The sequence below is a fragment of the Gallalistipes aquisgranensis genome, assembly GCF_014982715.1.
Classification (GTDB): domain Bacteria; phylum Bacteroidota; class Bacteroidia; order Bacteroidales; family Rikenellaceae; genus Gallalistipes; species Gallalistipes aquisgranensis.
Genome location: NZ_JADCJY010000001.1, coordinates 1,985,705 through 2,010,241, shown reverse-complemented (window position 1 = coordinate 2,010,241; position 24,537 = coordinate 1,985,705). Strand labels below are relative to the sequence as shown.

At 59.3% G+C, this 24,537-nt stretch carries 18 protein-coding genes; 13 read left to right on the top strand and 5 right to left on the bottom strand.

The genetic code is table 11. From position 1 onward, the window contains the following. Nucleotides 1-233: 233 nt before the first annotated feature. Both INF32_RS08105 and INF32_RS08100 read right to left on the bottom strand, forming a co-directional pair. On the bottom strand, nucleotides 234-1,580 hold the full coding sequence (locus INF32_RS08105; RefSeq protein ID WP_226387837.1) for a glucose-6-phosphate isomerase: 1,347 nt from the start codon (nucleotides 1,578-1,580) through the stop codon (nucleotides 234-236). A 17-nt stretch (nucleotides 1,581-1,597) separates the two neighbouring features. Then, nucleotides 1,598-2,605 carry an NAD(P)H-dependent glycerol-3-phosphate dehydrogenase gene (locus tag INF32_RS08100; RefSeq protein ID WP_226387836.1) on the bottom strand — a complete coding sequence of 336 codons (1,008 nt, stop codon included), beginning with the start codon at nucleotides 2,603-2,605 and terminating at the stop codon, nucleotides 1,598-1,600. Between the two features lie 115 nt (nucleotides 2,606-2,720). On the opposite strand from INF32_RS08100, the gene purH reads away from it, so the two are divergent. From purH to INF32_RS08065, 7 genes are all read left to right on the top strand, one after another. Then, entirely contained in the window at nucleotides 2,721-4,241 is a 1,521-nt protein-coding gene (purH, locus tag INF32_RS08095; RefSeq protein ID WP_394368322.1) for a bifunctional phosphoribosylaminoimidazolecarboxamide formyltransferase/IMP cyclohydrolase, read from the top strand. Nucleotides 4,242-4,266: 25 nt separating this feature from the next. Continuing rightward, nucleotides 4,267-5,286, top strand: a complete 1,020-nt coding sequence (locus INF32_RS08090) for a rod shape-determining protein (RefSeq protein ID WP_226387834.1) — start codon at nucleotides 4,267-4,269, stop codon at nucleotides 5,284-5,286. A gap of 106 nt (nucleotides 5,287-5,392) precedes the next feature. Further along, a complete protein-coding gene (gene mreC / locus INF32_RS08085; protein WP_226387833.1) occupies nucleotides 5,393-6,226 on the top strand; it encodes a rod shape-determining protein MreC in 834 nt (277 codons plus the stop codon). Nucleotides 6,227-6,244: 18 nt separating this feature from the next. Further along, nucleotides 6,245-6,763, top strand: coding sequence for a rod shape-determining protein MreD (locus tag INF32_RS08080; protein ID WP_226387832.1), 519 nt, complete (start codon nucleotides 6,245-6,247; stop codon nucleotides 6,761-6,763). Nucleotides 6,764-6,771: 8 nt separating this feature from the next. After that, nucleotides 6,772-8,583, top strand: a complete 1,812-nt coding sequence (gene mrdA / locus INF32_RS08075; protein ID WP_226387831.1) for a penicillin-binding protein 2 — start codon at nucleotides 6,772-6,774, stop codon at nucleotides 8,581-8,583. Beyond that, nucleotides 8,573-10,012 (top strand): rod shape-determining protein RodA, encoded by a 1,440-nt coding sequence (gene rodA / locus INF32_RS08070; protein ID WP_226387830.1) that lies wholly within the window; start codon nucleotides 8,573-8,575, stop codon nucleotides 10,010-10,012. The genes mrdA and rodA overlap by 11 nt, the downstream gene beginning before the upstream one ends. An 8-nt stretch (nucleotides 10,013-10,020) precedes the next feature. Continuing rightward, nucleotides 10,021-12,633 carry a calcium-translocating P-type ATPase, PMCA-type gene (locus tag INF32_RS08065; RefSeq protein WP_226387829.1) on the top strand — a complete coding sequence of 871 codons (2,613 nt, stop codon included), beginning with the start codon at nucleotides 10,021-10,023 and terminating at the stop codon, nucleotides 12,631-12,633. A gap of 71 nt (nucleotides 12,634-12,704) precedes the next feature. Here INF32_RS08065 and INF32_RS08060 read toward each other — a convergent pair whose 3' ends face one another. The 3 genes from INF32_RS08060 to gcvT form a co-directional block, all read right to left on the bottom strand. Next, nucleotides 12,705-14,081, bottom strand: a complete 1,377-nt coding sequence (locus tag INF32_RS08060) for a DUF5723 family protein (RefSeq protein ID WP_226387828.1) — start codon at nucleotides 14,079-14,081, stop codon at nucleotides 12,705-12,707. A gap of 12 nt (nucleotides 14,082-14,093) precedes the next feature. Then, nucleotides 14,094-14,687: a hypothetical protein gene (locus INF32_RS08055; protein ID WP_226387827.1), complete on the bottom strand. Its 594-nt coding sequence runs from the start codon at nucleotides 14,685-14,687 to the stop codon at nucleotides 14,094-14,096. Nucleotides 14,688-14,757: 70 nt separating this feature from the next. After that, nucleotides 14,758-15,861 carry a glycine cleavage system aminomethyltransferase GcvT gene (gene gcvT / locus INF32_RS08050; protein ID WP_226387826.1) on the bottom strand — a complete coding sequence of 368 codons (1,104 nt, stop codon included), beginning with the start codon at nucleotides 15,859-15,861 and terminating at the stop codon, nucleotides 14,758-14,760. Nucleotides 15,862-15,934: 73 nt separating this feature from the next. On the opposite strand from gcvT, the gene INF32_RS08045 reads away from it, so the two are divergent. The 6 genes from INF32_RS08045 to INF32_RS08020 all read left to right on the top strand — a co-directional run bounded on the left by INF32_RS08045 (nucleotide 15,935) and on the right by INF32_RS08020 (nucleotide 24,363). After that, entirely contained in the window at nucleotides 15,935-16,729 is a 795-nt protein-coding gene (locus tag INF32_RS08045; RefSeq protein WP_226387825.1) for a M48 family metalloprotease, read from the top strand. Between the two features lie 71 nt (nucleotides 16,730-16,800). Continuing rightward, entirely contained in the window at nucleotides 16,801-17,715 is a 915-nt protein-coding gene (locus tag INF32_RS08040; protein ID WP_226387824.1) for a DMT family transporter, read from the top strand. Between the two features lie 126 nt (nucleotides 17,716-17,841). Further along, on the top strand, nucleotides 17,842-21,243 hold the full coding sequence (gene ileS, locus INF32_RS08035) for an isoleucine--tRNA ligase (RefSeq protein ID WP_226387823.1): 3,402 nt from the start codon (nucleotides 17,842-17,844) through the stop codon (nucleotides 21,241-21,243). A 167-nt stretch (nucleotides 21,244-21,410) separates the two neighbouring features. After that, on the top strand, nucleotides 21,411-21,797 hold the full coding sequence (locus INF32_RS08030; RefSeq protein ID WP_226387822.1) for a TraR/DksA family transcriptional regulator: 387 nt from the start codon (nucleotides 21,411-21,413) through the stop codon (nucleotides 21,795-21,797). Nucleotides 21,798-21,912: 115 nt separating this feature from the next. Next, nucleotides 21,913-22,377, top strand: coding sequence for a ribonuclease HI (gene rnhA, locus INF32_RS08025; protein WP_226387821.1), 465 nt, complete (start codon nucleotides 21,913-21,915; stop codon nucleotides 22,375-22,377). Between the two features lie 819 nt (nucleotides 22,378-23,196). Further along, nucleotides 23,197-24,363 carry an IS256 family transposase gene (locus INF32_RS08020; RefSeq protein WP_226387820.1) on the top strand — a complete coding sequence of 389 codons (1,167 nt, stop codon included), beginning with the start codon at nucleotides 23,197-23,199 and terminating at the stop codon, nucleotides 24,361-24,363. The last annotated feature ends 174 nt before the right edge of the window (nucleotides 24,364-24,537 follow it).

Genomic DNA, 24,537 nt, shown 5'->3' with positions numbered 1-24,537 from the left:
TTCGCTCTCATGAAATCCGACGAATGAAAGCGTGTGCGGAACTTCGGTCCGCACACGCTTTTTTTGCCGGAGGGATCGAAGCGGACCGTGCGGGCGTGGCAGGGCAGGCGGAAGGAGAACGGAAGCGGTCCCCGGGCAGCCGGAAACGGCCGGTTGTCCGATGGTTGGCCGGACCCGGAAAAAACAGGGCCGGCCCTTTCGAGAGGCCGGCCCTTGGTTCCTGTCGGACGGGGTTATTTCAGTTTGGCCCGGATCGCAGCCCCTTCGGCTTCGTAGCCGGGTTTGTCGAGCAGGGCGAACATGTTTTTCTTGTAGGCTTCCACGCCCGGCTGATCGAACGGATTCACGCCCAGCATGTAGCCGCTGATGCCGCAGGCCTTCTCGAAGAAGTAGAGCAGGGCGCCGATCGAACGGGCGTCGATCTTCGGGATTTCCACCCGGATATTGGGCACGCCGCCGTCCACGTGGGCCAGCATGGTGCCCAGTTCGGCCATTCGGTTCACTTCGCTGATCCGTTTGCCGGCCAGGAAATTGAGACCGTCCAGATTCTCCCTGTCGGCTTCGATCGTGAAGGTGTGGGCGGGCTGTCCCACGCCGATGACCGTCTCGAACAGTATCCGCTCGCCCTGCTGGATGTATTGGCCCATGGAGTGCAGGTCGGCCGTGAGCGTCACGCTGGCCGGGAAGATGCCCTTGTGCTCCTTGCCTTCGCTTTCGCCGTAGAGCTGTTTCCACCACTCGGCTACGTATTGCAGCTTGGGCTCGAAGCTGGCGAGGATTTCGATCTTGAATCCCTTGCGGTAGAGTGCGTTGCGTACGGCGGCATACTGTGCCGAGGGGTTCTCCTCGAACGGGACGTCCGTGCCGGTGGCCCTCTCCATCTCCTGCGCTCCGGCTACCAGCGCCGCGATGTCCACTCCGGCGGCGGCCAGCGGCAGCAGTCCCACGGGAGTCAGCACCGAGAAACGTCCGCCCACGTCGTCCGGAATGACGTAGGTTTTGTAACCCTCGTCCGTGGCCAGTTTTTTCAGCGCGCCGCGGGCACGGTCGGTCACCGCTACGATGCGCGTGGCGGCTTCGGCCTTGCCGTAACGGGCTTCGATCTCCGATTTGAGGATGCGGAAAGCAATGGCCGGCTCGGTCGTGGTTCCCGATTTGGAAATGACGATGGCTGCGATCGAGAACTCTTTCACGGCCCCGAGCAGCTCGGAGATGTAGTCCTCGCTGATGTTCTGGCCGGCGAAAACCACGACCGGCTCGCCTTTCCTGCGCCGCAGCAGCGAGAAGCTGTCGCTCATGGCTTCCAGCACGGCTTTGGCCCCGAGGTAGGAGCCTCCGATGCCGATCACCACGATGACCTCCGCCTTGGCGCGGAGCGAACGGGCGGTCGCTTCGATGTCGGCCAGTTGGGCGGCGTCGATCGAAGAGGGCAGGTTCACCCAGCCCAGGAAGTCGCTTCCGGCCCCCTTCTTGCTGTACAGCAGGGCGTTCGCCTCTTCGGCGGCTCCTTTCAGTGCGGCGATTTCGGCGGGGGTGACGGCCCCGGAGACTTTCGATGTGTCGATCTTGAGTGTTTTCATAATCGTATCTCTGTGTGTTAAACTAATTTCTTGGTCAGACGGCGCATGGCATCGGCCGGCAGGGCGTTTTCGTAGACGATCCGGTGTACGGTCTCGGCGATGGGCATGTCGATCCCGAACCGTTTGTTGATCTGGTGGATACACTCCGAGGCGTAGTACCCTTCGGCCACCATGCTCATCTCGATCTGGGCCGTCTTGACCGAATAGCCTTTCCCGATCATCAGTCCGAAGGTGCGGTTGCGGCTGAACTGGGAGTAGGAGGTCACCAGCAGGTCGCCCAGATAGGCCGAGGCGTTGATGTCCCGCGGGGCGGGATAGGTCCCTTCGAGGAAACGGCCCATCTCCATGGCCGCATTCGAGATCAGCACGGCCAGGAAGTTGTCGCCGTATCCCAGCCCCACGGCGATTCCCACCGCCACGGCGTAGATGTTCTTGATGACGGCCGCATACTCCGTGCCGTAGATGTCGGTCGAGCAGCTGACGTTGATGTAGCTGGTCCGGAGTTTTTCGCTGAGGGTGCGGGCGTTCCCGATCTCCTTGCAGACCATCGTCAGATAGGAGAGCCTTTCGAGCGCCACTTCCTCGGCGTGGCAGGGCCCGGTGACGATCCCGATCTGGTCGAAGGGAATGCCGTAGGTGCGGTTCATGTACTCGGCTACGGTGAGGTAGTCGCCGGGGATGATCCCCTTGATGGCCGAAATGATGAACTTGTCCTTCAGCGGTTCGGTGAGAGGCTCCAGCGTCACTTTCAGAAAAGCCGAGGGAACGGCCAGCACGATGACCTCCGCCTCGCGCACCACGGCGTCCAGGTCGTCCGACATCTTGAGGTTGTTGGTGTAGAAATGGACGTCGCGCAGGTAGCGCGGATTGGTCTTGTATCGCTTCACGTGCTCCAGTACGTCGCGGTTGCGGATGTACCATCCCACGGAGGTTTCGTTTTCGAGAATGATCTTTACCAGGGCTGTGGCCCAGCTGCCATATCCGATCACGGCGCAGCGGGCGTCCCTGTCTATCGTGTATCCCATCGGTTCGGTTTGAATTGGTTCACAAACCTACACAATTTTTGCTAAATATTGGGTGGAGTGTACGCTTTTTTTTATCTTTGCCCAATCGTGTAACATGCATAAAAACCGAATCGGCGTGAAAAAGATCAAGAGTGCGTTAATATCTGTTTATTACAAAGATGGACTGGATGAAATCGTCCGCAAACTGGCCGCTTGCGGCGTTGAGATATACTCTACGGGAGGAACCCTGAAGTTTATCGAGGGGCTGGGCGTCGGGGCCCGTTCCGTGGAGGGCCTGACGGGGTATCCCTCGATTCTGGGCGGACGGGTCAAGACCCTGCATCCCAAAGTGTTCGGAGGTATCCTGGCCCGCCGTGACAACGAGGGCGACCGGGAGCAGCTCGCCCAGTACGAAATTCCGGAGATCGACCTGGTGATCGTCGATCTCTATCCCTTCGAGCAGACGGTGGCTTCGGGTGCCGACGACCAGGCCATCATCGAGAAGATCGACATCGGCGGCATCTCCCTGATCCGGGCTGCCGCGAAGAACTACAAGGATGTGGTGATCGTGGGTTCGGTCGACCAGTATGCCGAACTGTACGAACTGCTCGAAAAGCAGGAGTGCGCCACCACGCTGGAGCAGCGCCGCCGTTTCGCCGCCCATGCCTTCAACGTAAGCTCGCACTACGATACGGCCATTTTCCGCTATTTCAACCGGACGGAGAACATTCCCGCCTTCAAGGCGAGCCACAAGGAGGGCGTGACGCTGCGTTACGGGGAGAATCCCCACCAGGCGGCCGTCTTCTACGGCGATCTGGATGCCATGTTCGAAAAGCTGCACGGCAAGGAGATCTCCTATAACAACATGCTGGACATCGACGCCGCAGTGAATCTGATCGAGGAGTTCTCGGAGCCGACCTTCGCCATTCTGAAGCACAACAACGCTTGCGGTATCGCCACGCGTTCCACGCTGGCGGAGGCCTACAAGGCGGCGCTGGCGGCCGATCCCGTATCGGCGTTCGGCGGCGTGCTGATCTGTAACCGCGAGATGGACAAGGCCACGGCCGAGGAGGTGACCAAGCTCTTCGCCGAGGTGGTGATCGCTCCGGGCTATGCCGACGGCGTGCTGGAGATTCTGGAGACCAAGAAGAACCGCATCATCCTGCGGATGAAGGACACGACCCGCTGTCCGAAGCAGTTCCGCAGCATGCTCAACGGCGTGGCCGTGCAGGACCGCGACCTGAAGGTGGGCGGACGCGATACGGAGATGAAGACCGTGACCAGGGCGGTGCCTACCGAGGCGCAGATGAAAGATATGATTTTCGCCAATATCCTGGTGAAACACTCCAAGAGCAACGCCATCGTGTTGGCCAAGGACAACACGATTCTGGCCAGCGGCGTGGGCCAGACCTCTCGGGTGGATGCGCTGAAGCAGGCCATCGAGAAGGCCAAGGGGTTCGGCTTCGACCTGAAGGGTGCCGTGATGGCGTCGGATGCCTTCTTCCCCTTCGCCGACTGTGTGGAGATCGCGCACGCCGAGGGAATCGACGCCGTGATCCAGCCGGGTGGTTCGGTGCGCGACAACGAGAGCATCGAGTATTGCGACGCCCACGGCATGACGATGGTCTTCACGGGCATGCGCCATTTCAAGCATTAGGATTACATTGCGATAAGAGACGAAAATGGGACTTTTTTCATTGACACAGGAACTGGCGATCGACCTGGGGACGGCCAATACGATCATTATCCATAACGGGAAGATCGTGGTGGACGAACCTTCGATCGTGGCCCTCGACTTCCACAGCGGCAAGCTGGTGGCGATCGGTAACCAGGCCCGCCAGATGCACGGCAAGACCCACCAGAATATCAAGACGATCCGCCCGCTCAAGGACGGCGTGATCGCCGACTTCAACGCCACGGAGCTGATGCTGCGCGGCATGATCAAGAAGGTGAAGACCTCGGGCCATCTGTTCAGTCCTTCGCTCAAGATGGTGATCTGCATTCCGTCGGGCTCGACCAACGTGGAGATCCGGGCGGTGCGCGATTCGGCCGAGCACGCCGGAGGCCGGGAGGTGTACATGATCTACGAGCCGATGGCCGCCGCCCTGGGTGCCGGCCTCGACGTGGAGGCGCCCGAAGGCCACATGATCATCGACATCGGCGGCGGTACGACCGAGATCGCCTGCATCTCGCTGGGCGGTATCGTGTGCAGCGAGAGCATCAACGTGGCGGGCGACGTCTTTACCGAAGACATCCAGAGCTATGTCCGCCAGCAGCACAACATCCGCATCGGCGAGCGGACGGCCGAGGACATCAAGATCGCCGTGGGTGCCGCCGTGTCGGAACTGGAGGACGAACCGGAGGATTTCCAGGTGACGGGTCCCAACATTCTCACCTCCCTGCCTTCGACGCTGAGCCTCTCGTACAGCGAAGTGGCCTACGCGCTCGAAAAGTCGCTGGTGAAGATCGACGCCACCGTGATGAAGGTGCTGGAGATGGTTCCTCCGGAACTCTATACCGACATCGTGCGCAAGGGCGTTTACCTGGCCGGCGGCGGTGCCCTGCTCAAGGGGCTCGACAAGCGGCTGAGCGAAAAGACGAACATTCCGTTCGTGATCGCCGAGGACCCGCTGAGGGCCGTGGCTCGCGGAACCGGTATCGCGCTGAAGAATATCAACAAGTTCTCGTTCCTGATGAAGTGATCGGGAGGGAGACCCGGAGGCGGGAAAACCGCGGAATACAAAGGAGAAAAGAGTATCCGGCGAAAGCGGGATACTCTTTGATCGGTTCATAAGAGATTGGTCGGAGATGATTAAACTGGTGCTGTTCCTCAAGAAGATCTACGTGCTGCTGCTCTTCATCGTTCTTGAGTTTTTGGCTTTGCATTACTATGCGAACAGCACGAGTTACACCAAGGCGAAACTGCTCACGGCCTCGAACGGCGTCGTGGGAGGCGTGTACGGCTTTTTCTCCGACGTCAACCACTATTTCACGCTGAAACGGGACAACCGTCTTCTGCTGGACGAGGTGACGGAGTTGCGCAACCGGCTGGCTGCCTACGAGGGCCCCGATTCGGCGCTGGTGAGAAAGACGCCCGAAGGGGAGTTGAACGCTTATCTGTACGCCTCGGCCCGTGTGGTCAACAACTCGATCACCCGGCAGGAGAACTATCTCACCTTGAACAAGGGGCTGCGCGACGGGGTGGAGGCCGACATGGCGGTGCTCTCGCCCGAGGGGTGCATGGTGGGTTATGTGCTGTCGTGCAGCGACCGGTTCGCGGTCTGCATGTCGGTGCTCAACCGGAATTTCCGTACCAGCGGAAAAATCAAGGGGGAAAACTATTTCGGGTCGATCTACTGGGACGGTCTCGACCACCAGTATGTGATCCTCACCGAAATCCCCAAATACGCCGAGCTCTCGCGGGGGGACACCATCGTGACGACGGACTACTCTTCGATCTTTCCGCCCGACATGATGATCGGCACCGTGGAGGAGTGGACGCTCAACAATGCCACCTTCTACGACGTGAAGGTGCGTCTGGCCGCCCGTATTCCCGCGCTGACCGACGTGCTGCTGGTGAAATATATGGATGGCGCCGAACGGACGGCCCTGGAACAGGAGGCCCGGTCGGCCGGATATTGACACGGAGAAACTGCGAATATGTACCGCTTTTTGGAATATACCCTGCTTTTCGTGATCGTCGTGTTGTTGCAGATTTTCCTGTTCAACAACCTGAACCTTAGCGTGTATGTCAATCCGTTGGTTTACATCGCCTTCGTCGTGATGCTGCCGATGGAGATCAACCGGGCTGCACTGTTGCTGCTGGGCTTCCTGCTGGGGGGCGTGATGGACATGATTATGGGTACGGCGGGAATCAATACGATCGCCACGCTGGCCACGGCTTTCCTGCGTCCGTCCGTCCTGACGCTCACGGCGGGCAAGGAGGATGTGATGGGCGGAGGCGTGCCCTGCATTGGGCGGCTGGGCCGCAAGAAGTATCTGCGCTACCTGCTGGTCCTCATCCTGCTGCAATGTTTCATCTTCTTCACGTTCGAATCGCTGACGTGGAGTTATTACTACCTGACGCTGGTGCGGATCGTGCTCAGTACGCTGGTGACCGCCCTGCTGATATACTTTTTTCAGTTTCTGTTCGTTATAAAGGGAACCGCTAAGAATTGAGGCCGGGGATGGAGCGCAGGAGAATATTGTCGGGAGTGGTGGTCGGGACGTTTGTCGTGATCCTCGTGCGGCTGTTCTACATTCAGGTGGTGGACGGGACCTACAAGGAGGACGCGGCCAACAACGTGCTGCGTTACGAAGTGCAGTATCCGCCGCGGGGGGAGGTGTACGACCGCAACGGCGAGTTTCTCGTGCAGAGCCGGGAGGCCTACGACCTGATGGTGGTGCCGCGCGACGTGAAACCGTTCGACACCGTCCTGCTGGGCAATATCATCGGGGCGACCGTTCCCCAGATCCGCAAGGAGCTGCGCAAGGCCTCCAATTTCTCCCGCCGCCGGCCTTCGGTGCTCTTCAAACAACTGCCCAAGGAGGTGAAGCTCCGGCTCGAAGAGCGGACGTTCCCGGGTTTCTATACGGTGTACCGTACGGTGCGTTCCTATCCGAGAAAAATAGCCGGCAACCTGCTCGGTTACGTGGGCGAGGTGACCGACCGCATTCTGGAGCGGGACACGGCGGGCTACTACCGCAGCGGCGACTATATCGGCATGAGCGGAATCGAACTGGCCTACGAGGAGGTGCTCCGGGGGCAGAAGGGTGTGAAGGTCAACATGGTGGACGTGTTCGGCATCTCGAAGGGATCGTACCGCGACGGGATGTATGATACGCTGGCCACGCCCGGTACGGCCATCACCTGTTCGATCGACGCCCGGCTCCAGGCGCTGGGCGAGGAGCTGATGGAGGGAAAAGTAGGCAGCATCGTGGCGATCGAACCCTCGACCGGGGAGATTCTGATCATGGCCAGCAGTCCCACCTATGATCCGGACGAGCTGATCGGCCGCGACCGGGGCAACAACTACATGAAACTGCTCAACAACAAGCGGCACCCGCTCTTCAACCGGGCGGTGATGGCCAAATATCCTCCCGGCTCCACGTTCAAGCTGGTGAACGGGCTGATCGGCATGCAGGAAGGGGTGTTGCGTCCCGAGCAGCTGTATCCGTGCCACATGGGGTATACCGTGGGCCGGGGCGTGAAGTGCCATGCCCACGGCTCGCCGCTGAACATGGTCGAGGCGGTGCAGACCTCCTGCAACGCCTATTTCTGTTTCGTGTTCCGGAATATCGTGGACAACCGGAAATACGGCAGCGTCAAGAAAGGGTTCGACGTGTGGGCCGAGTATGTCCGCAGTTTCGGGTACGGGAGAAGCCTGCATTCCGATTTCGCGGGCGAGCTGAACGGCTATGTTCCCACTTCGGAGTTCTACAACAAACGTTACCGGGGCAGCTGGAACTCGCTGACCACCATTTCTCTCTCCATCGGACAGGGCGAACTGGGCTGTACCCCCCTGCAGATGGCCAACCTGGCCGCCACGGTGGCCAACCGGGGGTATTACTATACGCCTCACGTGGTCAAACGGATTCACGACCGGGATTCGATCGACCGGCGGTTCTACGAACGCCACACCACGATGGTCGACCCGAAATATTTCGACCCGGTGGTCGAGGGAATGTGGCGGGCCGTCAACCGGGACGGCGGTTCGGGCCGCATCGCACAGGTCGAGGGGCTCGACATCTGCGGCAAGACGGGCACGGCCCAGAATCCGCACGGGGCCGACCACTCCACGTTCCTCTGTTTCGCTCCGCGCGAGAACCCGAAGATCGCCGTGTCGGTCTATGTCGAAAACGGACGTTTCGGGGCCACGATCGCCGCGCCGATCGCCAGCCTGATCGTGGAACAGTACCTCACCGATACGATCACGCGGCCGGCCCTGGTCGATTACGTGAAAAATATGCAAATCTACTATCCGGCCTATGGTAAGTAACCGTAACAGCACGCTGGTGAGCGGAGTGGACTGGGTGACGATCCTCGTCTATGCGGTGCTGGTCTTCCTGGGCTGGCTCAATATTTACGCCGCCGTTTACGACGAGTCGCACGCGGGGATTTTCGACCTCGGACAGCGCTACGGCATGCAGATGGTCTGGATCGGGGTCTCCTTCATGCTCGCAGTGGTGATCCTGCTGGTGGACGACAAATACTGGCACATGCTGGCCTATCCCCTTTACTGGATTACGATCCTCATCCTTATCGGAGTGCTTTTCGTGGGCAAGGAGGTGAACGGGGCCCGTTCGTGGATCGTGATCGGTCCCGTGGCCCTGCAGCCCACCGAGCTGGTGAAGTTCACCACGGCGCTGGCACTGGCCCGGTACATGAGTACGTACAGTTTCTCGATCCATAAACTGAGCTGCCTGTTGCAGGTCGGGCTGATCCTGGCCCTGCCCGTGGGGATCATCATGCTCCAGAACGACACCGGATCGGCGCTCGTCTATGGGGCGTTCCTCTTCGTGCTCTACCGGGAGGGATTCAACGGGTGGGTTTACGTGGCCGCCATCATGCTGGTGCTGCTTTTCGTCTTTTCGTTCCTGCTCACGCCGGAGACGCTTCTGATCGTCCTGATCCTCGTCTGCGTGACCGGCGAGGGGATCGCCAACGGACGCTGGCGTCTGAAACTGATCTATCTGGCCGGAGTGGCCCTGGGCGCCATCCTGCTCTATTTCGGAGGCAATCTGCTGCTGGAGAGCCATCTCTCGGTCAATGCGGCGGTCCTGGTGTCGGTCGGGGTGTCGCTCCTTTTCGTGGCCGCCTACGCTTACCGCAACCGGCTGCGCAACGTGTGGATGTACGTAGGACTTTTCTGCGGTTCGCTGTTCTTCACGCTCACGGTGGACTATGTTTTCGACAACGTGCTGCAAGTCCACCAGCAGAAGCGGATTCTCGATCTGCTGGGATTGGAATCGGATTTGAAGGGGTGGGGGTACAACGTGAACCAGTCGAAGATCGCCATCGGGTCGGGAGGCTTTTTCGGAAAAGGTTTCCTGAACGGGACCCAGACCAAGTACAATTTCGTGCCCGAACAGAGTACGGACTTTATCTTCTGCACGGTGGGCGAGGAGTGGGGGTTCGTGGGCAGTGCGGCGGTGGCGGCGCTCTTCTGCCTGCTCATCCTGAGGCTGATGAAGATGGGAGAACGCCAGCAGGAACCTTTCGGACGGATCTACTGTTACAGCGTGGCGGCGATCTTCTTCTTCCATGTGCTGATCAATATCGGCATGACCATCGGCCTGATGCCCGTGATCGGGATTCCGCTGCCCTTTTTCAGCTACGGAGGCTCTTCGCTGATCGCTTTCACGGTGCTGCTCTTCGTGGCCGTGCGGCTCGATGCCACCAAACGCGAAACCATTATAAACCATTAGATACGGATATGACAGAGAGGAATTTGCAGGGACTGACCCCGCAGGAGGTGCTCCGGAGCCGGGAACGTTACGGCGAGAACGTAATCACTCCCGCCAAAAAGGAGTCGGTGTGGAAGCTCTTTATCGGAAAGTTCGACGACCCGATCATCAAGGTGCTGCTGGTGGCGGCATTGCTTTCTCTGGTGGTGGCCTTCATCGACGGGGAGTTCGCCGAGACGATCGGGATCTTCTGCGCCATCTTTCTGGCGACGGGCGTGGCCTTCTGGTTCGAGTACGATGCCAAACGGCGGTTCGACGTGCTCAACACGGTGAACGACGATACGCCCGTGAAGGTGCGGCGCGAGGGATGCGTCATGGAGATACCCAAACGGGAGGTGGTCGTGGGCGACATCGTGCTGTTGGACAGCGGCGAGGAGATTCCGGCTGACGGCGAACTGCTGGAGGCCGTGTCGCTCAAGGTCAACGAATCAACCCTCACGGGGGAGCCGATCATCGCCAAAACGACCGATCCGGCCCACTTCAAGGAGGATGCCACCTATCCGTCGAACCATGCCCTGCGGGGCACCACGGTGGTCGAAGGCCACGGGATCATGGTCGTGCAGGCTGTGGGCGATGCCACGGAGTTCGGCAAGGTGGCCCAGCAGGCCACGGTGGAGAGCGACGAGAAGACGCCGCTCAACAAGCAACTCGAACGGCTGTCGGGGCTGATCGGCAAGATCGGCACGGCGCTGGCTTTCCTCGTTTTCGCCATTCTGGTGGCCAAGGGCCTCTGGTGGGGCGGCGACTTGCGTGGCGGCGATTGGGTGCATATCCTGAGCCGGTTGCTGCAATATTTCATGGTGTCGGTGGCTATCATGGTGATGGCGATTCCCGAGGGGCTCCCGATGAGCATTACGCTCAGTCTGGCCATGAGCATGCGCCGGATGCTCAAGACCAATAACCTCGTGCGCAAGATGCACGCCTGCGAGACGATGGGAGCCGTGACAGTGATCTGTACGGACAAGACGGGCACGCTGACCCAGAACCAGATGCGGGTGGCCGAGATCGTCCGCTACGGGGAAATTCCCGACGGGGAGCTCTGCGAGGCGATGAGCGCCAATTCGACCGCTTTTCTCGATCAGTCGGGCAAGGTGATCGGCAATCCCACGGAGGGAGCTCTTCTGCTCTGGATGCGGGACCGGGGAACGGATTACGCGCCGCTGCGCGAGGGGGCGAAGGTCGTGGACCAGATGACATTCACCACCGAGCGCAAATATATGGCCACGCTGGTCGAATCGGCCGTCACGGGCCGCCGGACGCTTTATGTGAAGGGCGCTCCCGAGATCGTGCGGAGCATGTGCGGACAGGACGGACTGGACGGGGAGGTGAACGGACGGCTGCGTGAGTTCCAGAACAAGGCGATGCGTACGCTGGGTTTTGCCGTGGCGCAGAGCGACCGGGCGACCTGCGAGGAGGCCATCGCCGAAGGCCGGCTGCGGTTCGTGGCCGTGGCGGCCATTTCCGATCCGGTGCGTCCCGATGTGCCGGCTGCGGTGGCCAGTTGCCTGAGCGCCGGTATCCGGATCAAGATCGTGACGGGCGACACGCCGGCCACGGCCCGTGAAATCGCCCGGCAGATCGGCCTGTGGAACGACACCGATACCGACCGGAACGCCATCACGGGCGTGGAGTTCGCCGCGCTGAGCGATGAGGAGCTGCTGGAGCGGGTGGGCGATCTGAAAGTGATGTCGCGGGCCCGGCCGCTCGACAAGCAGCGGTTAGTGAAACTTCTGCAGCAGAAGGGCGAAGTGGTGGCTGTCACGGGCGACGGGACCAACGATGCCCCGGCGCTCAATTTCGCGCAGGTGGGGCTCTCGATGGGCTCGGGTACTTCGGTGGCGAAAGAGGCCAGCGACATCACCCTGCTCGACGATTCGTTCGCCAGCATCGCCACGGCGGTGATGTGGGGGCGTTCGCTCTACCGCAATATCCAGCGGTTCGTGCTGTTCCAGCTCACGATCAACTTCGCCGCGCTGGTGGTGGTCTTCTTCGGCTCGATTTTCGGCAGCGAACTGCCGCTGACGGTGACGCAGATCCTGTGGGTCAACCTGATTATGGACACTTTCGCCGCAATGGCGCTCGCCTCGCTGCCGCCCAATCCGGAGGTGATGCGGGAGAAGCCGCGCCGGAACAGCGATTTCATCATCAACCGGGCGATGTTCACCTCGATTCTGACCACGGGTATGGTCTTCGTGGTCGTACTGCTCAGTATGCTGATCCATTGGGGCGACGCGATCACGATCCGCGGTGCGGTGAGCGATCCGGCCAACTACGGGGCGGTGTACAAACTGTCGGTCTTCTTCACCGTCTTCGTGATGCTTCAGTTCTGGAACCTGTTCAACGCGAAGGCTTTCGAGACGAGCCATTCCGTCTTCGGCGACCTGTCGCGGTGCCGCGGATTTTTCTTTATCCTGTTCGCCATTCTGGTGGGGCAGGTTCTGATCGTGAGCTTCGGAGACGGCGTGTTCCGCACGGTACCCCTGTCGCTGAACGACTGGCTGGTGGTGATCGGCGCTACGTCGCTGATCATGATCGGCGGCGAGCTGATCCGATGGATCGGCCGGCTGAGGAAGCGGGCATAGCCGGAGATACTCCGGAAAAACGAAGAAAGCGGGCCTTTCGGCCCGCTTTCTTCGTCGAATATCCCCATCTGTCAGTTCTTCCCTCTTTTCAGGGGGATGCTCAGTCCCAGGAAGAGGTTGGCGCTGCGTTGGCTGACGGGTACCCACTGGGGGGTGATCCTGGTGAACATGTAGTCCGTGCCCACGAAGAAGTTGATCCACGAGGGGCTGAAGTTCAGTGCGATTCCGAACGTGTCGAACTTACTGTGGATAAACGAATAGCTCACGCTGGCCGAAAACCAGTCGATTGGGCGGAAGTTGGCCGACAGGGTCAGTTCCGTGAAGGTGGAGGTGGTGAGGAACTGCGTGGAGGAGAGCAGGCCGAACCCGATCTTGTCGTTGAGAATCGTGTACTCCCCCGCGAGGTTGAGGGTGGTGGTGAGACGGGTCGTGTGGTTCCGCGATTCCACGCGGCGGAACCGGGCCAGCTTGTCGAAGTCGCCCGTGTTCGTCTCCCCTTCGCCTTCCAGCTCGAAACCTGTGAACGAGTAGCGGTCGGCCGAACGTCCCGAGACTGCATTGCGTGCGCTCCAGTCTATGAAGCCCAGGTCGATCAGGGCCCCCGAAAGGGTCAGGTTGTCCAGCAGCTTGTAGCTGACGCCCAGGTCGATGGCGCCGCCGTAGCCGCAGGGTCCGGTGGGCGAGAGGTCGATGTCGTTCATATCGAGGTAGGGCGAACCGTCCTCTTCGTCGGTTTTGTCGGGGATCGTCAGACCGTTCGCGTTCATATCGAAACGGCCTTCGGCTTCCACTTCCCAGCGTTCCTGCGACATCTGGATGCGCATTTTGTCGAATTTCATGCGGGCGTTGACCAGGCCGGCGAGAATTTTCACTTTACCCCCGACGGTCAGCCGGTCGTTGACCGGTCTCGAATATCCGATCGCCAGTTCGGCGAAGCTGTTGGCGTCCACCTGCATCTCCTTCAGATCGTAAATGCGCCCGTCGTAGCCCGATCCGCGCTTGGCGAATTCGAACAGCCCTTCGGGCAGCGTGACGCCCGTGCTGACCCGGGCGGAGAGATCGACGCTCCAGAAGGCATCCCCGGTGTAGAACCCTACGCCCAGCACACCGATGCGGAGATCGGCTCCCAGGTTGTTGCGCTCCTTCAGGTCGCGGAGCAGCCGGTCCGCGTCGATCCGCGAATCGAGGAAGGTGACCAGTCCCGAACCGCTCGGGGAGGGGTAGAGGATGTTGTCCAGCGAAAGGCTGTTGGACATGAACTCCACCTGCGTATGTCCCAGCGCGGGAATGTTGATATAGCCGCGTTCGGGACGCAGGGCGGGATTGAGGTAGGTTCGCACCGGCGCCTTGTCCATGAAGTAGGCCGTGCGCAGCTGCTGGGCCGGAACCCGTGTCGTGAGGAGGCACGCTCCGGCGAGCAGTGCGGCGAGATGGAATATCTTTTTCATCGTCGTTTCCGTTTACAGTTTGATGCCTCCCGATTTCCGGACGCTGAACACGAAGAGGAGCGTGGCGTCGTCCGTGACGGTGACGTCGTTTTTGGGTTGCTTGTCCACGGTCGAGAAACCGAAGTCGATCCGGGTAGCCCCGGCCACGCGGCGGAACTCCTCCATCGTGAGGGTGGATGTGACGGTCGTGGTGCCTTCGGTTGCGCTTTTGACCGTCGCTTCGTCGCACAGGACGACCGGATCGCCGTTACCGTCCGAGAAGCCGACGGTGATCAGCAGGGGTTCCGAAACGCAGTTGGTGACGACCGTGGTGACGGTTATCGGTGTGGTCTCGTCCAGTTTGTCGAGGATGCCCGTGTCGAATCCGGAGCCGATGCCGAGCGACTGGGTCGGGAAGGTGCCCGGCAGGGCGATCTGCAGGGTGCCCGCCTGGGGCAGGAGCGACCGGAAGTCGAAGCGCACCGTTCCCAGCGGCATGACGAGTTCGCCGCCTACGGTCACGTTGTCCGTATCGACCTCCCCGAGGTCGTATTCGTGCTTGACGCATCCCGAGAGGCCCCCTGCCAGTAACAGCATGTATAGAAAACGGAGTGAAAGATGTTTCATAAGCAACAAGGGTTTGGATAGAAGCATGAAAAATCGGGGGGGGTGCGTTCGGCACCCCCCCCGGAACGGATTATTTTTTCAGGAAGGGCGTTTTCACTATACGGGCGCCGATCGGCCGTTCGCGGATGACGACGGCGATCTCCGTGCCCGGAGCGGCATACTCCGGTTTTACGTAGCCCATGCCGATGCCCACTTTCAGGGTGGGGGACATGGTGCCCGACGTGACGTGGCCGATCTCTTCGCCGGCGGAGTTCACCAGCTTGTACCCGTGGCGCGGGATGCCCCGTTCGGTCAGTTCGAAGCCCGTCAGTTTGCGGCCGACCCCTTCGGCTTTCTGACGCTCCATCAGCGGTCGGTCGATGAAATCCTTTCCGTCGACCATCTTCGTGATCCAGCCCAGACCGGCTTCGATGGGGGAGGTGGTGTCGTCGATATCGTTGCCGTAGAGGCAGAAACCCATTTCCAGACGCAGCGTGTCGCGGGCACCCAGTCCGATGTTGCGCAGTCCGTACTCTTCGCCCGCCTTCCAGAGCGCTTTCCACAGTTTTTCCGCATCTTCGTTGGCCACGTAGATTTCGCAGCCGCCGGCACCGGTGTAGCCCGTGGCGGAGAGGATGGCGTCGGGAATACCGGCGATTTCGGTTTTGATGAACGTGTAATATTTCAGCTCTTCGACCGGCACCTTGCACATTTTCTGTACGATCTTCATGGCCAGCGGACCCTGTACGGCCAGCTGGGCGATCTCGTCCGAGGCATTGTAGAGCTCCTTGCCGGGCGTGAGGCCGAATGCCTTTCCTTCGGCGCAGAGGTGGTTCCAGTCCTTTTCGATGTTGGCGGCGTTGACCACCAGCAGGTAGGTCTGCGCGTCGATCCGGTAGACCAGAATGTCGTCCACGATGCCGCCCCGGCCGTTGGGCAGGGCCGAATACTGGATGCGGCCGTCGTAGAGGGCGCCCACGTCGTTGGTGGTCACGTGTTGCAGGAAATCGAACGCGCGGGGGCCCTTGACCCATATTTCGCCCATGTGGCTCACGTCGAAGACCCCGGCGCCTTCGCGTACGGCGGCGTGTTCGCTGTTGATGCCCGTGAACTCGATCGGCATGTTGTAGCCTGCGAATTCGGCCATACGGGCCCCGGCCTCGATGTGATGGTGTGTGAAGGGGGTGTTTTTCATGACGGATTTTTTTATTTGGTGCGAAGTTAGGAATTTTTCCGTTATCTTTATTGCCTCCGAGCGTTAAAATGTCATGCTGAAACTGTTCCTGATCGCGTTGGGCATCTATCTGTTGGTGCGCATGGGGTGGCGGGTGAACGCCGGGCCTCCGGCCGTGCGGGCCGTGACCGATCTGGTGCGGGCCTCGGCGCTGACCGACGACGAAGTGGTGCGTATGGCCCGCGAGTATGTCGGGTGGGCCGACCGCCGTTGCGGAAAACTGCCGGAGGATCATCCGCTCGTGTGCCGCCTGCGGAAGGTGGGGCAGGGATTCGCCGATCCGGAGCGGTTCGACCTGGGAGTCTATCCCGCCGCCGAAGTGAATGCCTTCGCCTGTGCCGACGGCAGTATCCGGTTGTTCGCCGGACTGATGGAACGGATGAGCGATGCGGAACTCCGGGCGGTGATCGCCCATGAGATGGGGCATATCGTGCGCCGGGATTCGCTGCGGGCCATGAGCAATGCCTATATGGCCTCGGCGGCCCGCCATGCCGTGAGTGCCGCGGGGGGCGTGCTGGGTTCCCTGTCCGCTTCGGCGCTGGGCGGGCTGGCCCTTTCGCTGGCCGGGGCCCGGTTTTCCCGCGACCAGGAACGGGAGGCGGACGATTTCGCCTTCGGACGGCTCGTCGAAGCGGGCGAAAGTCCTTTCGCGCTGGCCGAAACCCTGGAAAAACTGGCGGCGCTCGCTCCGGCCCGGTCCGGGGAGGGCGGTTCGGGGCTGGGTTCCATGTTCGCCACGCATCCCGATCCCGCGGGACGGGCCGCCCGGATGAGGGCGCGGGCCGAGGCGTGGCAGGCGGGACGGCCTGCAGCCGGACCCGGGGAGTGAACCGGATTTTCCTCCCGGCAGATATGCGGCTGGTACGAAATTTATGCTCCTTCCGGAATAAATGCCCGCCCGTGAACCCCAAGTATCTTCCCCATATCGGCCTGCTGGTCTGCAACGTGATCTGGGCCATGGACTATCCGTTCTACCGGTTGATCCTGCCCCGCGACATCTCGCCCCTGGCGCTCAGCACCTCCGTGCTCGCGGTGGCCGCCCTGCTGTCGCTCGCCACGCTTCCCTTCATGCCGCCAGAGAGGGTGGAGCGCCGCGACATCTTCCGTTTCCTGGGGGCGGGCCTGCTTATGGGCGTGCTTCACAAGCTGTTCCTGATGAACGGAATGGCGAGGACCAGCCCGATCGACGGGTCGATCATCGACACGGTGGGACCGGTCCTCGTGCTGATCGTCTCCGTGGCGATGGGGATCGACCGGTTCACTCCGATGAAACTGGTGGGGATCATTCTGGGCATGGGCGGGGCACTTCTCGTGATCCTGTCCGGGGCTTCCCCTTCCCATGCGGCATCGGACCTGACGGGGAACATCCTCGTGTTTCTCTGCGCCCTCACCACGGCTCTCTATATGGTGTGGTTCAAGCGGCTGATCTCCAAATACAGGACGATCACGGTGCTGCGCTGGCTCTATTGTTCGGCCGCCGTGATGATCCTGCCTTTCGGGTTCGGGGCGGTGATCCATACCGACTATTCCGCCATGGCCACGGGCCCGTTGCTGGCCTGGATCTTCGTGCTGATTGTCCCTACGTTCGTTCCCAACTACCTGCTGGCGTACAGCCTGAAACACGTTTCACCTACCGTGAGCAGCATCTATACTTATTTGCAGCCGGTGGTGGCTACCGCGGTGGCCGTGGCCATGGGTATGGACCGGCCGCGCTGGGACAGCGTGCTGGCCGCCGCCGTGATTTTTCTCGGTGTCTGGTTCGTGATCCGCTCCTACCGCAGCAATGCGGCGGCCCCGACCCTGCACAACCGCTGACGGCCGCCGGGGGAAAGGCTGCGTCGCGAAGCCATATTTTGCGGTTTCCCCCTCCGCGCGTTGATAATCTGGCGGAAAATGTCTATTTTTGCGTTTTGCTAAGAGTAAAACGCATTTAGAGATATTATGAGCCGTTCGAAATTCCGGGAATACAAGGGTCTCGACCTGCCCGCCACCGCCTCCGAAGTGCTGGCGGAATGGGACAAACAGGACACGTTCCACAAGAGTATCACCACGCGCGAGGGACATCCCACGTTCGTCTTTTACGAAGGGCCTCCGTCGGCCAACGGTCTGCCGGGCATCCACCATGTGATGGCCCGCACGATCAAGGACATCATCTGCCGTTACAAGACCCAGCAGGGTTATCTGGTGCACCGCAAGGCAGGATGGGATACCCACGGCCTGCCCGTGGAGCTGGGCGTGGAGAAGAAGCTCGGCATCACGAAGGAGGACATCGGGACGAAGATTTCGATCGAGGAATACAACGATACCTGCCGCCGGGCCGTAATGGAGTTCACGGACGTGTGGGAGAAGCTGACCCGCCAGATGGGTTACTGGGTCAACATGGACGACCCCTACATCACTTACGACAACAAGTACATCGAAACCCTCTGGTGGATGCTCAAGGAGCTATTCGGGAAGGGATTGCTGTATAAGGGATATACGATCCAGCCCTACTCGCCGGCCGCCGGAACGGGATTGAGCAACCACGAGCTGAACCAGCCCGGGTGTTACCGCGACGTGAAGGACACGACCTGTACGGCCCAGTTCCGGATCGTGCGCGACGAGCGGAGCGAGAAGCTCTTCGACGACGTGCAGGGCGACCTCTATTTCCTGGCATGGACCACCACTCCCTGGACGCTTCCCTCGAACACGGCCTTGGCCGTGGGGCCGGAGATCGACTACGTGAGGGTAAAGTGCGTGAATCCCTACACGCAGACGCCTCAGACGGTCGTGCTGGCCAAGGATTTGCTGGGCAGCTATTTCGGAAAGAAACAGGAGGGTACTTTCACCGTGTGCGGCGAGTATAAGGGCAGCGAGTTCATCGGCATCCGCTACGAGCAGCTCATTCCCTGGGTGAAGCCGATGGGCGACGCCTTCCGTGTGATCGGCGGTGACTACGTCACCACGAGCGACGGTACGGGTATCGTGCACATCGCCCCTACGTTCGGTGCCGACGACGACCGGGTGGCCAAGGCGGCGGGCATCGCTCCCCTGCTGATGATCGACCGCGCGGGTAAGGGCCAGCCGGTGGTGGACCGCACGGGCAAATTTTTTCTGCTGGAGGACCTCGATCCCGGGTTCGTGGAGGACAACGTGGACGCTGCCGCCTACGGCGAGTATGCGGGGCGTTACGTGAAAAATGCCTACGACGAAAAGCTGGGGCCCGACGATCCGACGCTCGATGTCGACATCGCCGTGATGCTCAAGGCGACCAATCAGGCCTTCAAGATCGAAAAACACACCCACTCCTATCCCCATTGCTGGCGGACGGACAAGCCGGTGCTCTATTATCCGCTCGATTCGTGGTTCATCCGCACGACGGCCATGAAGGAGAGGCTGATCGAACTGAACCGGACGATCAACTGGAAACCCGAATCGACCGGATCGGGCCGTTTCGGCAAGTGGCTCGAGGGGCTGGTGGACTGGAACCTGTCGCGTTCCCGCTTCTGGGGTACGCCGCTGCCGGTGTGGGCCACGGAGGACCACGCCGAACTCAAGTGCATCGGGTCGGTGGAGGAGCTCAAGGCCGAGATCGACAAGTCGGTGGCTGCGGGGTTTATGGAGAGCAATCCGCTGGCGGATTTCGTTCCCGGCGACTACTCGAAGGAGAATTACGCCAAATTCGACCTGCACCGTCCCTATGTGGACAATATCGTGCTCGTCTCGGACAAAGGCCGGCGGATGGTGCGCGAGAGCGACCTGATCGACGTGTGGTTCGACAGCGGGGCGATGCCTTATGCGCAGGCCCATTATCCGTTCGAGATCGGCGGCGAGGCGTTCCGCAAGGTCTATCCGGCTGATTTCATCGCCGAGGGGGTGGACCAGACCCGCGGTTGGTTCTTCACGCTGCACGCGCTGGCCACCATGCTGTTCGACAGCGTGGCCTTCAGGAATATCATCTCCAACGGTCTGGTGCTCGACAAGAACGGCAACAAGATGAGCAAGCGGCTGGGCAATGCCGTCGATCCGTTCGAGGTGATGGACAAGTACGGACCCGATGCCGTGCGGTGGTACATGATCTCCAATTCACAGCCGTGGGATAACCTGAAATTCGACGTGGACGGAGTGGACGAAGTGCGCCGCAAGTTCTTCGGCACGCTTTACAATACGTACAGTTTCTTCGCGCTCTACGCCAACGTGGACGGGTTCACCGGACGCGAAGAGGAGGTTCCCGTGGCCGAACGCCCGGAGATCGACCGCTGGATCATTTCGCTGCTCAATACGCTGGTGAAGGACGTGACCGCGTCGCTGGAGGCGTACGACCCCACGCCGGCTGCCCGCATGATCCAGGATTTCGTGAACGAGAACCTCTCCAACTGGTACGTGCGGCTGAACCGCAAGCGTTTCTGGGGCGGAGAGATGACCCGTGATAAGCTGGCGGCTTACCAGACGCTCTATACCTGTCTGGAGACCGTTTCCCTGCTGAGCGCCCCGTTCGCGCCGTTCATCAGCGACCGTATCTTCACCGATCTGAATGCCCTGAGCGGACGGCACGGCGAAGAGTCGGTTCATCTGGCCGCGTTCCCCGCGGCGGACGCTTCGCTGATCGACCGTGATCTGGAAGAGACGATGGCGGTCGCCCAGCAGATCTCCTCGATGGTGCTGGCCCTGCGCCGCAAGGTGAACATCAAGGTGCGTCAGCCGTTGACGAAAATCGTCGTTCCGTTGCTCGACCCCGCCATGCGCCGCCACATCGAAGCGGTGCGCCAGTTGGTGATGAACGAGGTGAACGTGAAGGAGGTCGAACTGATCGAGCAGACTACTGGACTGATAACCAAACGGATCAAACCCAATTTCAAGACGCTCGGTCCCCGCTGCGGCAAGCAGATGAAGCAGATTTCGGCTCTCGTGGCCTCCTTTACGCAGGAACAGATCGCCGAACTGGAGCGCCAAGGCGGTATGACCCTGTCGGTGGACGGTGCGGAACTGCCCGTGACGCTGTCCGATTTCGAGATCACGTCGGAGGATATGCCGGGATGGCTGGTGGCCACCGAAGGGCGGCTGACCGTGGCGCTCGACATCACGGTGACCGAGGAGCTGAAGCGGGAAGGTGTGGCACGCGAGTTGATCAACCGCATTCAGAACATCCGGAAGGAGAGCGGTTTCGAAGTGACCGACCGGGTGAAGGTCGTGATCGAGGAGAAGCCGCTGGTGAAGGGTGCCGTGGCGGACTTTGCGGATTATATTGCTTCGCAGACGCTGGCCCTGGAGGTCCGGCTGGCTCCGGCGGCCGAAGGGGCGTTCGTGAGCGGGACGGAAATCGACGAGGAGCCGATCCGTATCGGGGTGACCCGGGTGGAGTAGGCCGGGGCGCAGGAGTGTGGTCCCCCGTGTTTTTCAGGTCGTCCGGGCGGCTCTTTTTGTGGCGGTTAGCCGGAAGTCCGGCCGGCAGACACAATAAAAATGGTGTTTGTGTTGTTGATTATGCAAAAGTTTTGTACATTTAACCGAAATCATTAATAGGTACAGTTATGGCAGAAGTTGAGAAAACACGGTATTCGGACGAGGATTTGGCCGAATTCAAGGCGATCATTCTGGACAAGCTGGAGAAGGCTAAGGCGGATTACGATCTTCTGCGCTCAACCATCACGCACACGGCGGACAACGATACGGAAGACACTTCTCCCACGTTCAAAGTGTTGGAGGAGGGTGCCGCAACCCTTTCCAAGGAGGAGTCGGGCCGGCTGGCGCAGCGTCAGCTGAAATTCATCCAGCATCTGGAGGCGGCTCTGGTCCGCATTGAGAACAAGACGTACGGCATCTGCCGCGAAACGGGCAAACTGATCCCGAAAGAGCGGCTCAAGATCGTTCCCCACGCCACTTTGTGCATCGAGGTGAAGGAGAACGAACGGCGCTGACCCCTCGGACGGAAACGGATTCCGCAGGAGGTCGGTGAGACCTGCATCATAAAATTCCTTTTCGCAAAGGCGGGAAGGAATTTTTTTGCGGAAATATTTGGGTATCTTTGCCGATATGGCAGAACAACGAGTGAAAGTGACGATGTACACCGACGGTTCGGCGCTGGGAAATCCCGGGCCGGGCGGATACGGCGTGGTGCTGCTCGCCCCGCCTCACCGTCGGGAGATCAGTGCAGGCTACCGGCTGACGACCAACAACCGCATGGAACTCACGGCCGTGATCGTGGGATTGGAGGCGCTGAAAGTACCGTGTGAGGTGACGGTCTATTCCGATTCGAAATATGTGGTCGATGCCGTGAGCAAAGGCTGGGTGTTCGGCTGGGAGAAAAAAGGGTTTGCCGGAAAGAAAAACCCCGACCTGTGGCGCCGTTTCCTCTCTGTCTACCGCAGACATCAGGTCCGGTTCGTTTGGGTGAAGGGTCATGCCGAAATTCCTGAAAACGAACGTTGCGACCGACTGGCTGTGGCTGCCGCCGGCAGTACTCCCCTGTTGGAAGATGTAGGTTACCGATCGGAATAATCGGAGCGAGAGCGATTGTTCCGGGCTGATCGGAGATTTTTGGAAGGAATCTTGTTCCTGGCAGTCGTTCTGCATAGATTCGCAGCTGTTATCTTGCGCAAGACCGAATGGAAAACATAACGTCGCCGATGATGATTTTATTCATCGGCGATGTTGATATAGGAAAAGGAGCGGTTCCTGCTGCTGGTCTTGATTTTCAATAAATAAAGTGTGAAATTTGCAGAAACAATACCCCGGAGTGTGAATTGATCGAACATTTTCTTACTTTTGTCGGGTCGGCATGCCGACGGACATGTATTGATGAAAGTGTTTGTATTATCCTTGAACGGAATCTGGTAAATTTGCAATTAACAAGGGTTTTACACATACAATTTATTTATAATCAGTATTCTAATATTTCCAACCCTCTGATTAAGAAACAACACAGAAACAAAACAATCAATTAAAGCAAATTCAAGCCTTTCCCATTTTCATTAGGTTTCATTCCCTTCACTTATTTGCACAAGGAGTCCATGCTTTACTGTGAGCAGTTATTCTCTCTACTCCAAGAGACATTTATTGATAAACATACTTGCAGCCAAAAAAGAAAAACTCCCGATCCCTCTTCAGCCTGTGCTTCCCTTTTATTGGCAACCAAAACCGCTTTTACCGTAATAGCCATAGGCATACTGTCAAGCAAATATGCCTATCTAAATATAGTTTACTTTCGTGATACTGTTCCAAAAAGTGTGTCTGAGATAGAGGGATAAAAAAAAGTCTACAGATTTTTTAGATTTGTAAAAGCAAAAAGAAACAAAAACTAAAAAAGGAGTAGACTTTATGGAGTTCACAAAGGAACAACTTTCCGAGCTAATATGCAAGCATACGGAGAAAGAAAACGGCTTACAGGACCTGATGGAGATAATGCTAGAGAGCCTGATGGTTTCAGAGCGCAGGGAGTATCTGCGCGAGGAGGGTCTTTCAGGGAACAAGTGCAACGGTTACCGTCCCGGCAGGACCTACGGTCACGGACGAACATTAACCTTCCGTATACCGCGTGACAGATACGGCAACTTCCATCCCCGCATATTGGCCATACTGCGAGATCAGGAGGAGGAGTGCGAGCGGCTTGCGGGCACATTATACACCAAGGGTCTGACGCAGGAGCAGGTCGGGGAAGTTTTCAACGACATCTACGGTGAGCACTACAGCAAGGCGAGCATATCGAGGATGCTTGAGTATCTGCGCAAGGATGTGACTGAATGGCTGGAGCGGTCGTTGGAGAGTTATTATCCGGTGGTGTTCATCGACTGCGTGCACATCAAGATCCACAGGAAGCGGAGCGTGGACACTGAGGCATTCTACGTAGTCCTGGCGGTGAGGGAGGACAAGACAAGGGAAGTGCTTGGAATCTTCAACAAGCCTACGGAGAGTGCCCTGGGCTGGGGCGAGATGCTGAACGACCTTTATGAGCGTGGTGTCGGGAAGATAGGCCTTGTCTGTGCGGACGGTCTCAAGGGCCTGGAGGATGTCATCAGCGAGGTGTTCCCCGGCACTAAGCTGCAAAGATGCACCACCCATCTGAAAAGCAACATCATAAGCGATGTGCGCAACGGGGACAAGGGCGAAGTGGCGGAAGACCTGCGGCAGGTGTTCCGTACAGGCGACAGGAACTACACCGTAGAGCAGGCATGGGGCGAATGGCAGCAGTTCTGTTCCAAATGGGGCAAGCACTACAGGGGCATAAAAAGGCGCGGCGAGGACGCCTCCTACAAGGCGTACTTCACTTATCTGAACTACGACCATCGCATCCAGTCGATGATATACACCACGAACTGGATAGAGCGGCTGCAGAAGGACTTCCGGAGGGTCACGAGAATGCGCGGTGCGATGCCTAACGAAGAGTCTGTCATCCTGCTTATGGGGAAGACAGCCATGGACAAGAAGTCCTACCTGAGGCAGGTGCCGAGAATTGACCTAGACAAGGTCCTGTTCCCGGACGAATAAAAAACACTCATCGGCAGGCATGCCTGCCGATGAGGTAACGAATAAATTGATATATTTGCAAAACTAAGAGGTCTGAGGACTTAACCCAGACACACTGTTTGAAACACTACCACTTTCGTTTAGCTTATATATAGAGCTAATAGACTAAAGTAAACTGAATTTATTCAGCTTGTT

Coding starts and splice junctions, on each gene's coding strand:
- rodA (WP_226387830.1), top strand. CDS start 8,573: ATGGTAAGTAACCGTAACAGCACGCTGGTGAGCGGAGTGGACTGGGTG.
- mrdA (WP_226387831.1), top strand. CDS start 6,772: ATGGAGCGCAGGAGAATATTGTCGGGAGTGGTGGTCGGGACGTTTGTC.
- ileS (WP_226387823.1), top strand. CDS start 17,842: ATGAGCCGTTCGAAATTCCGGGAATACAAGGGTCTCGACCTGCCCGCC.
- INF32_RS08105 (WP_226387837.1), bottom strand. CDS start 1,580: ATGAAAACACTCAAGATCGACACATCGAAAGTCTCCGGGGCCGTCACC.
- INF32_RS08080 (WP_226387832.1), top strand. CDS start 6,245: ATGTACCGCTTTTTGGAATATACCCTGCTTTTCGTGATCGTCGTGTTG.
- INF32_RS08060 (WP_226387828.1), bottom strand. CDS start 14,081: ATGAAAAAGATATTCCATCTCGCCGCACTGCTCGCCGGAGCGTGCCTC.
- mreC (WP_226387833.1), top strand. CDS start 5,393: ATGATTAAACTGGTGCTGTTCCTCAAGAAGATCTACGTGCTGCTGCTC.
- INF32_RS08030 (WP_226387822.1), top strand. CDS start 21,411: ATGGCAGAAGTTGAGAAAACACGGTATTCGGACGAGGATTTGGCCGAA.
- INF32_RS08100 (WP_226387836.1), bottom strand. CDS start 2,605: ATGGGATACACGATAGACAGGGACGCCCGCTGCGCCGTGATCGGATAT.
- rnhA (WP_226387821.1), top strand. CDS start 21,913: ATGGCAGAACAACGAGTGAAAGTGACGATGTACACCGACGGTTCGGCG.
- INF32_RS08020 (WP_226387820.1), top strand. CDS start 23,197: ATGGAGTTCACAAAGGAACAACTTTCCGAGCTAATATGCAAGCATACG.
- INF32_RS08090 (WP_226387834.1), top strand. CDS start 4,267: ATGGGACTTTTTTCATTGACACAGGAACTGGCGATCGACCTGGGGACG.
- INF32_RS08065 (WP_226387829.1), top strand. CDS start 10,021: ATGACAGAGAGGAATTTGCAGGGACTGACCCCGCAGGAGGTGCTCCGG.
- INF32_RS08045 (WP_226387825.1), top strand. CDS start 15,935: ATGCTGAAACTGTTCCTGATCGCGTTGGGCATCTATCTGTTGGTGCGC.
- gcvT (WP_226387826.1), bottom strand. CDS start 15,861: ATGAAAAACACCCCCTTCACACACCATCACATCGAGGCCGGGGCCCGT.
- INF32_RS08055 (WP_226387827.1), bottom strand. CDS start 14,687: ATGAAACATCTTTCACTCCGTTTTCTATACATGCTGTTACTGGCAGGG.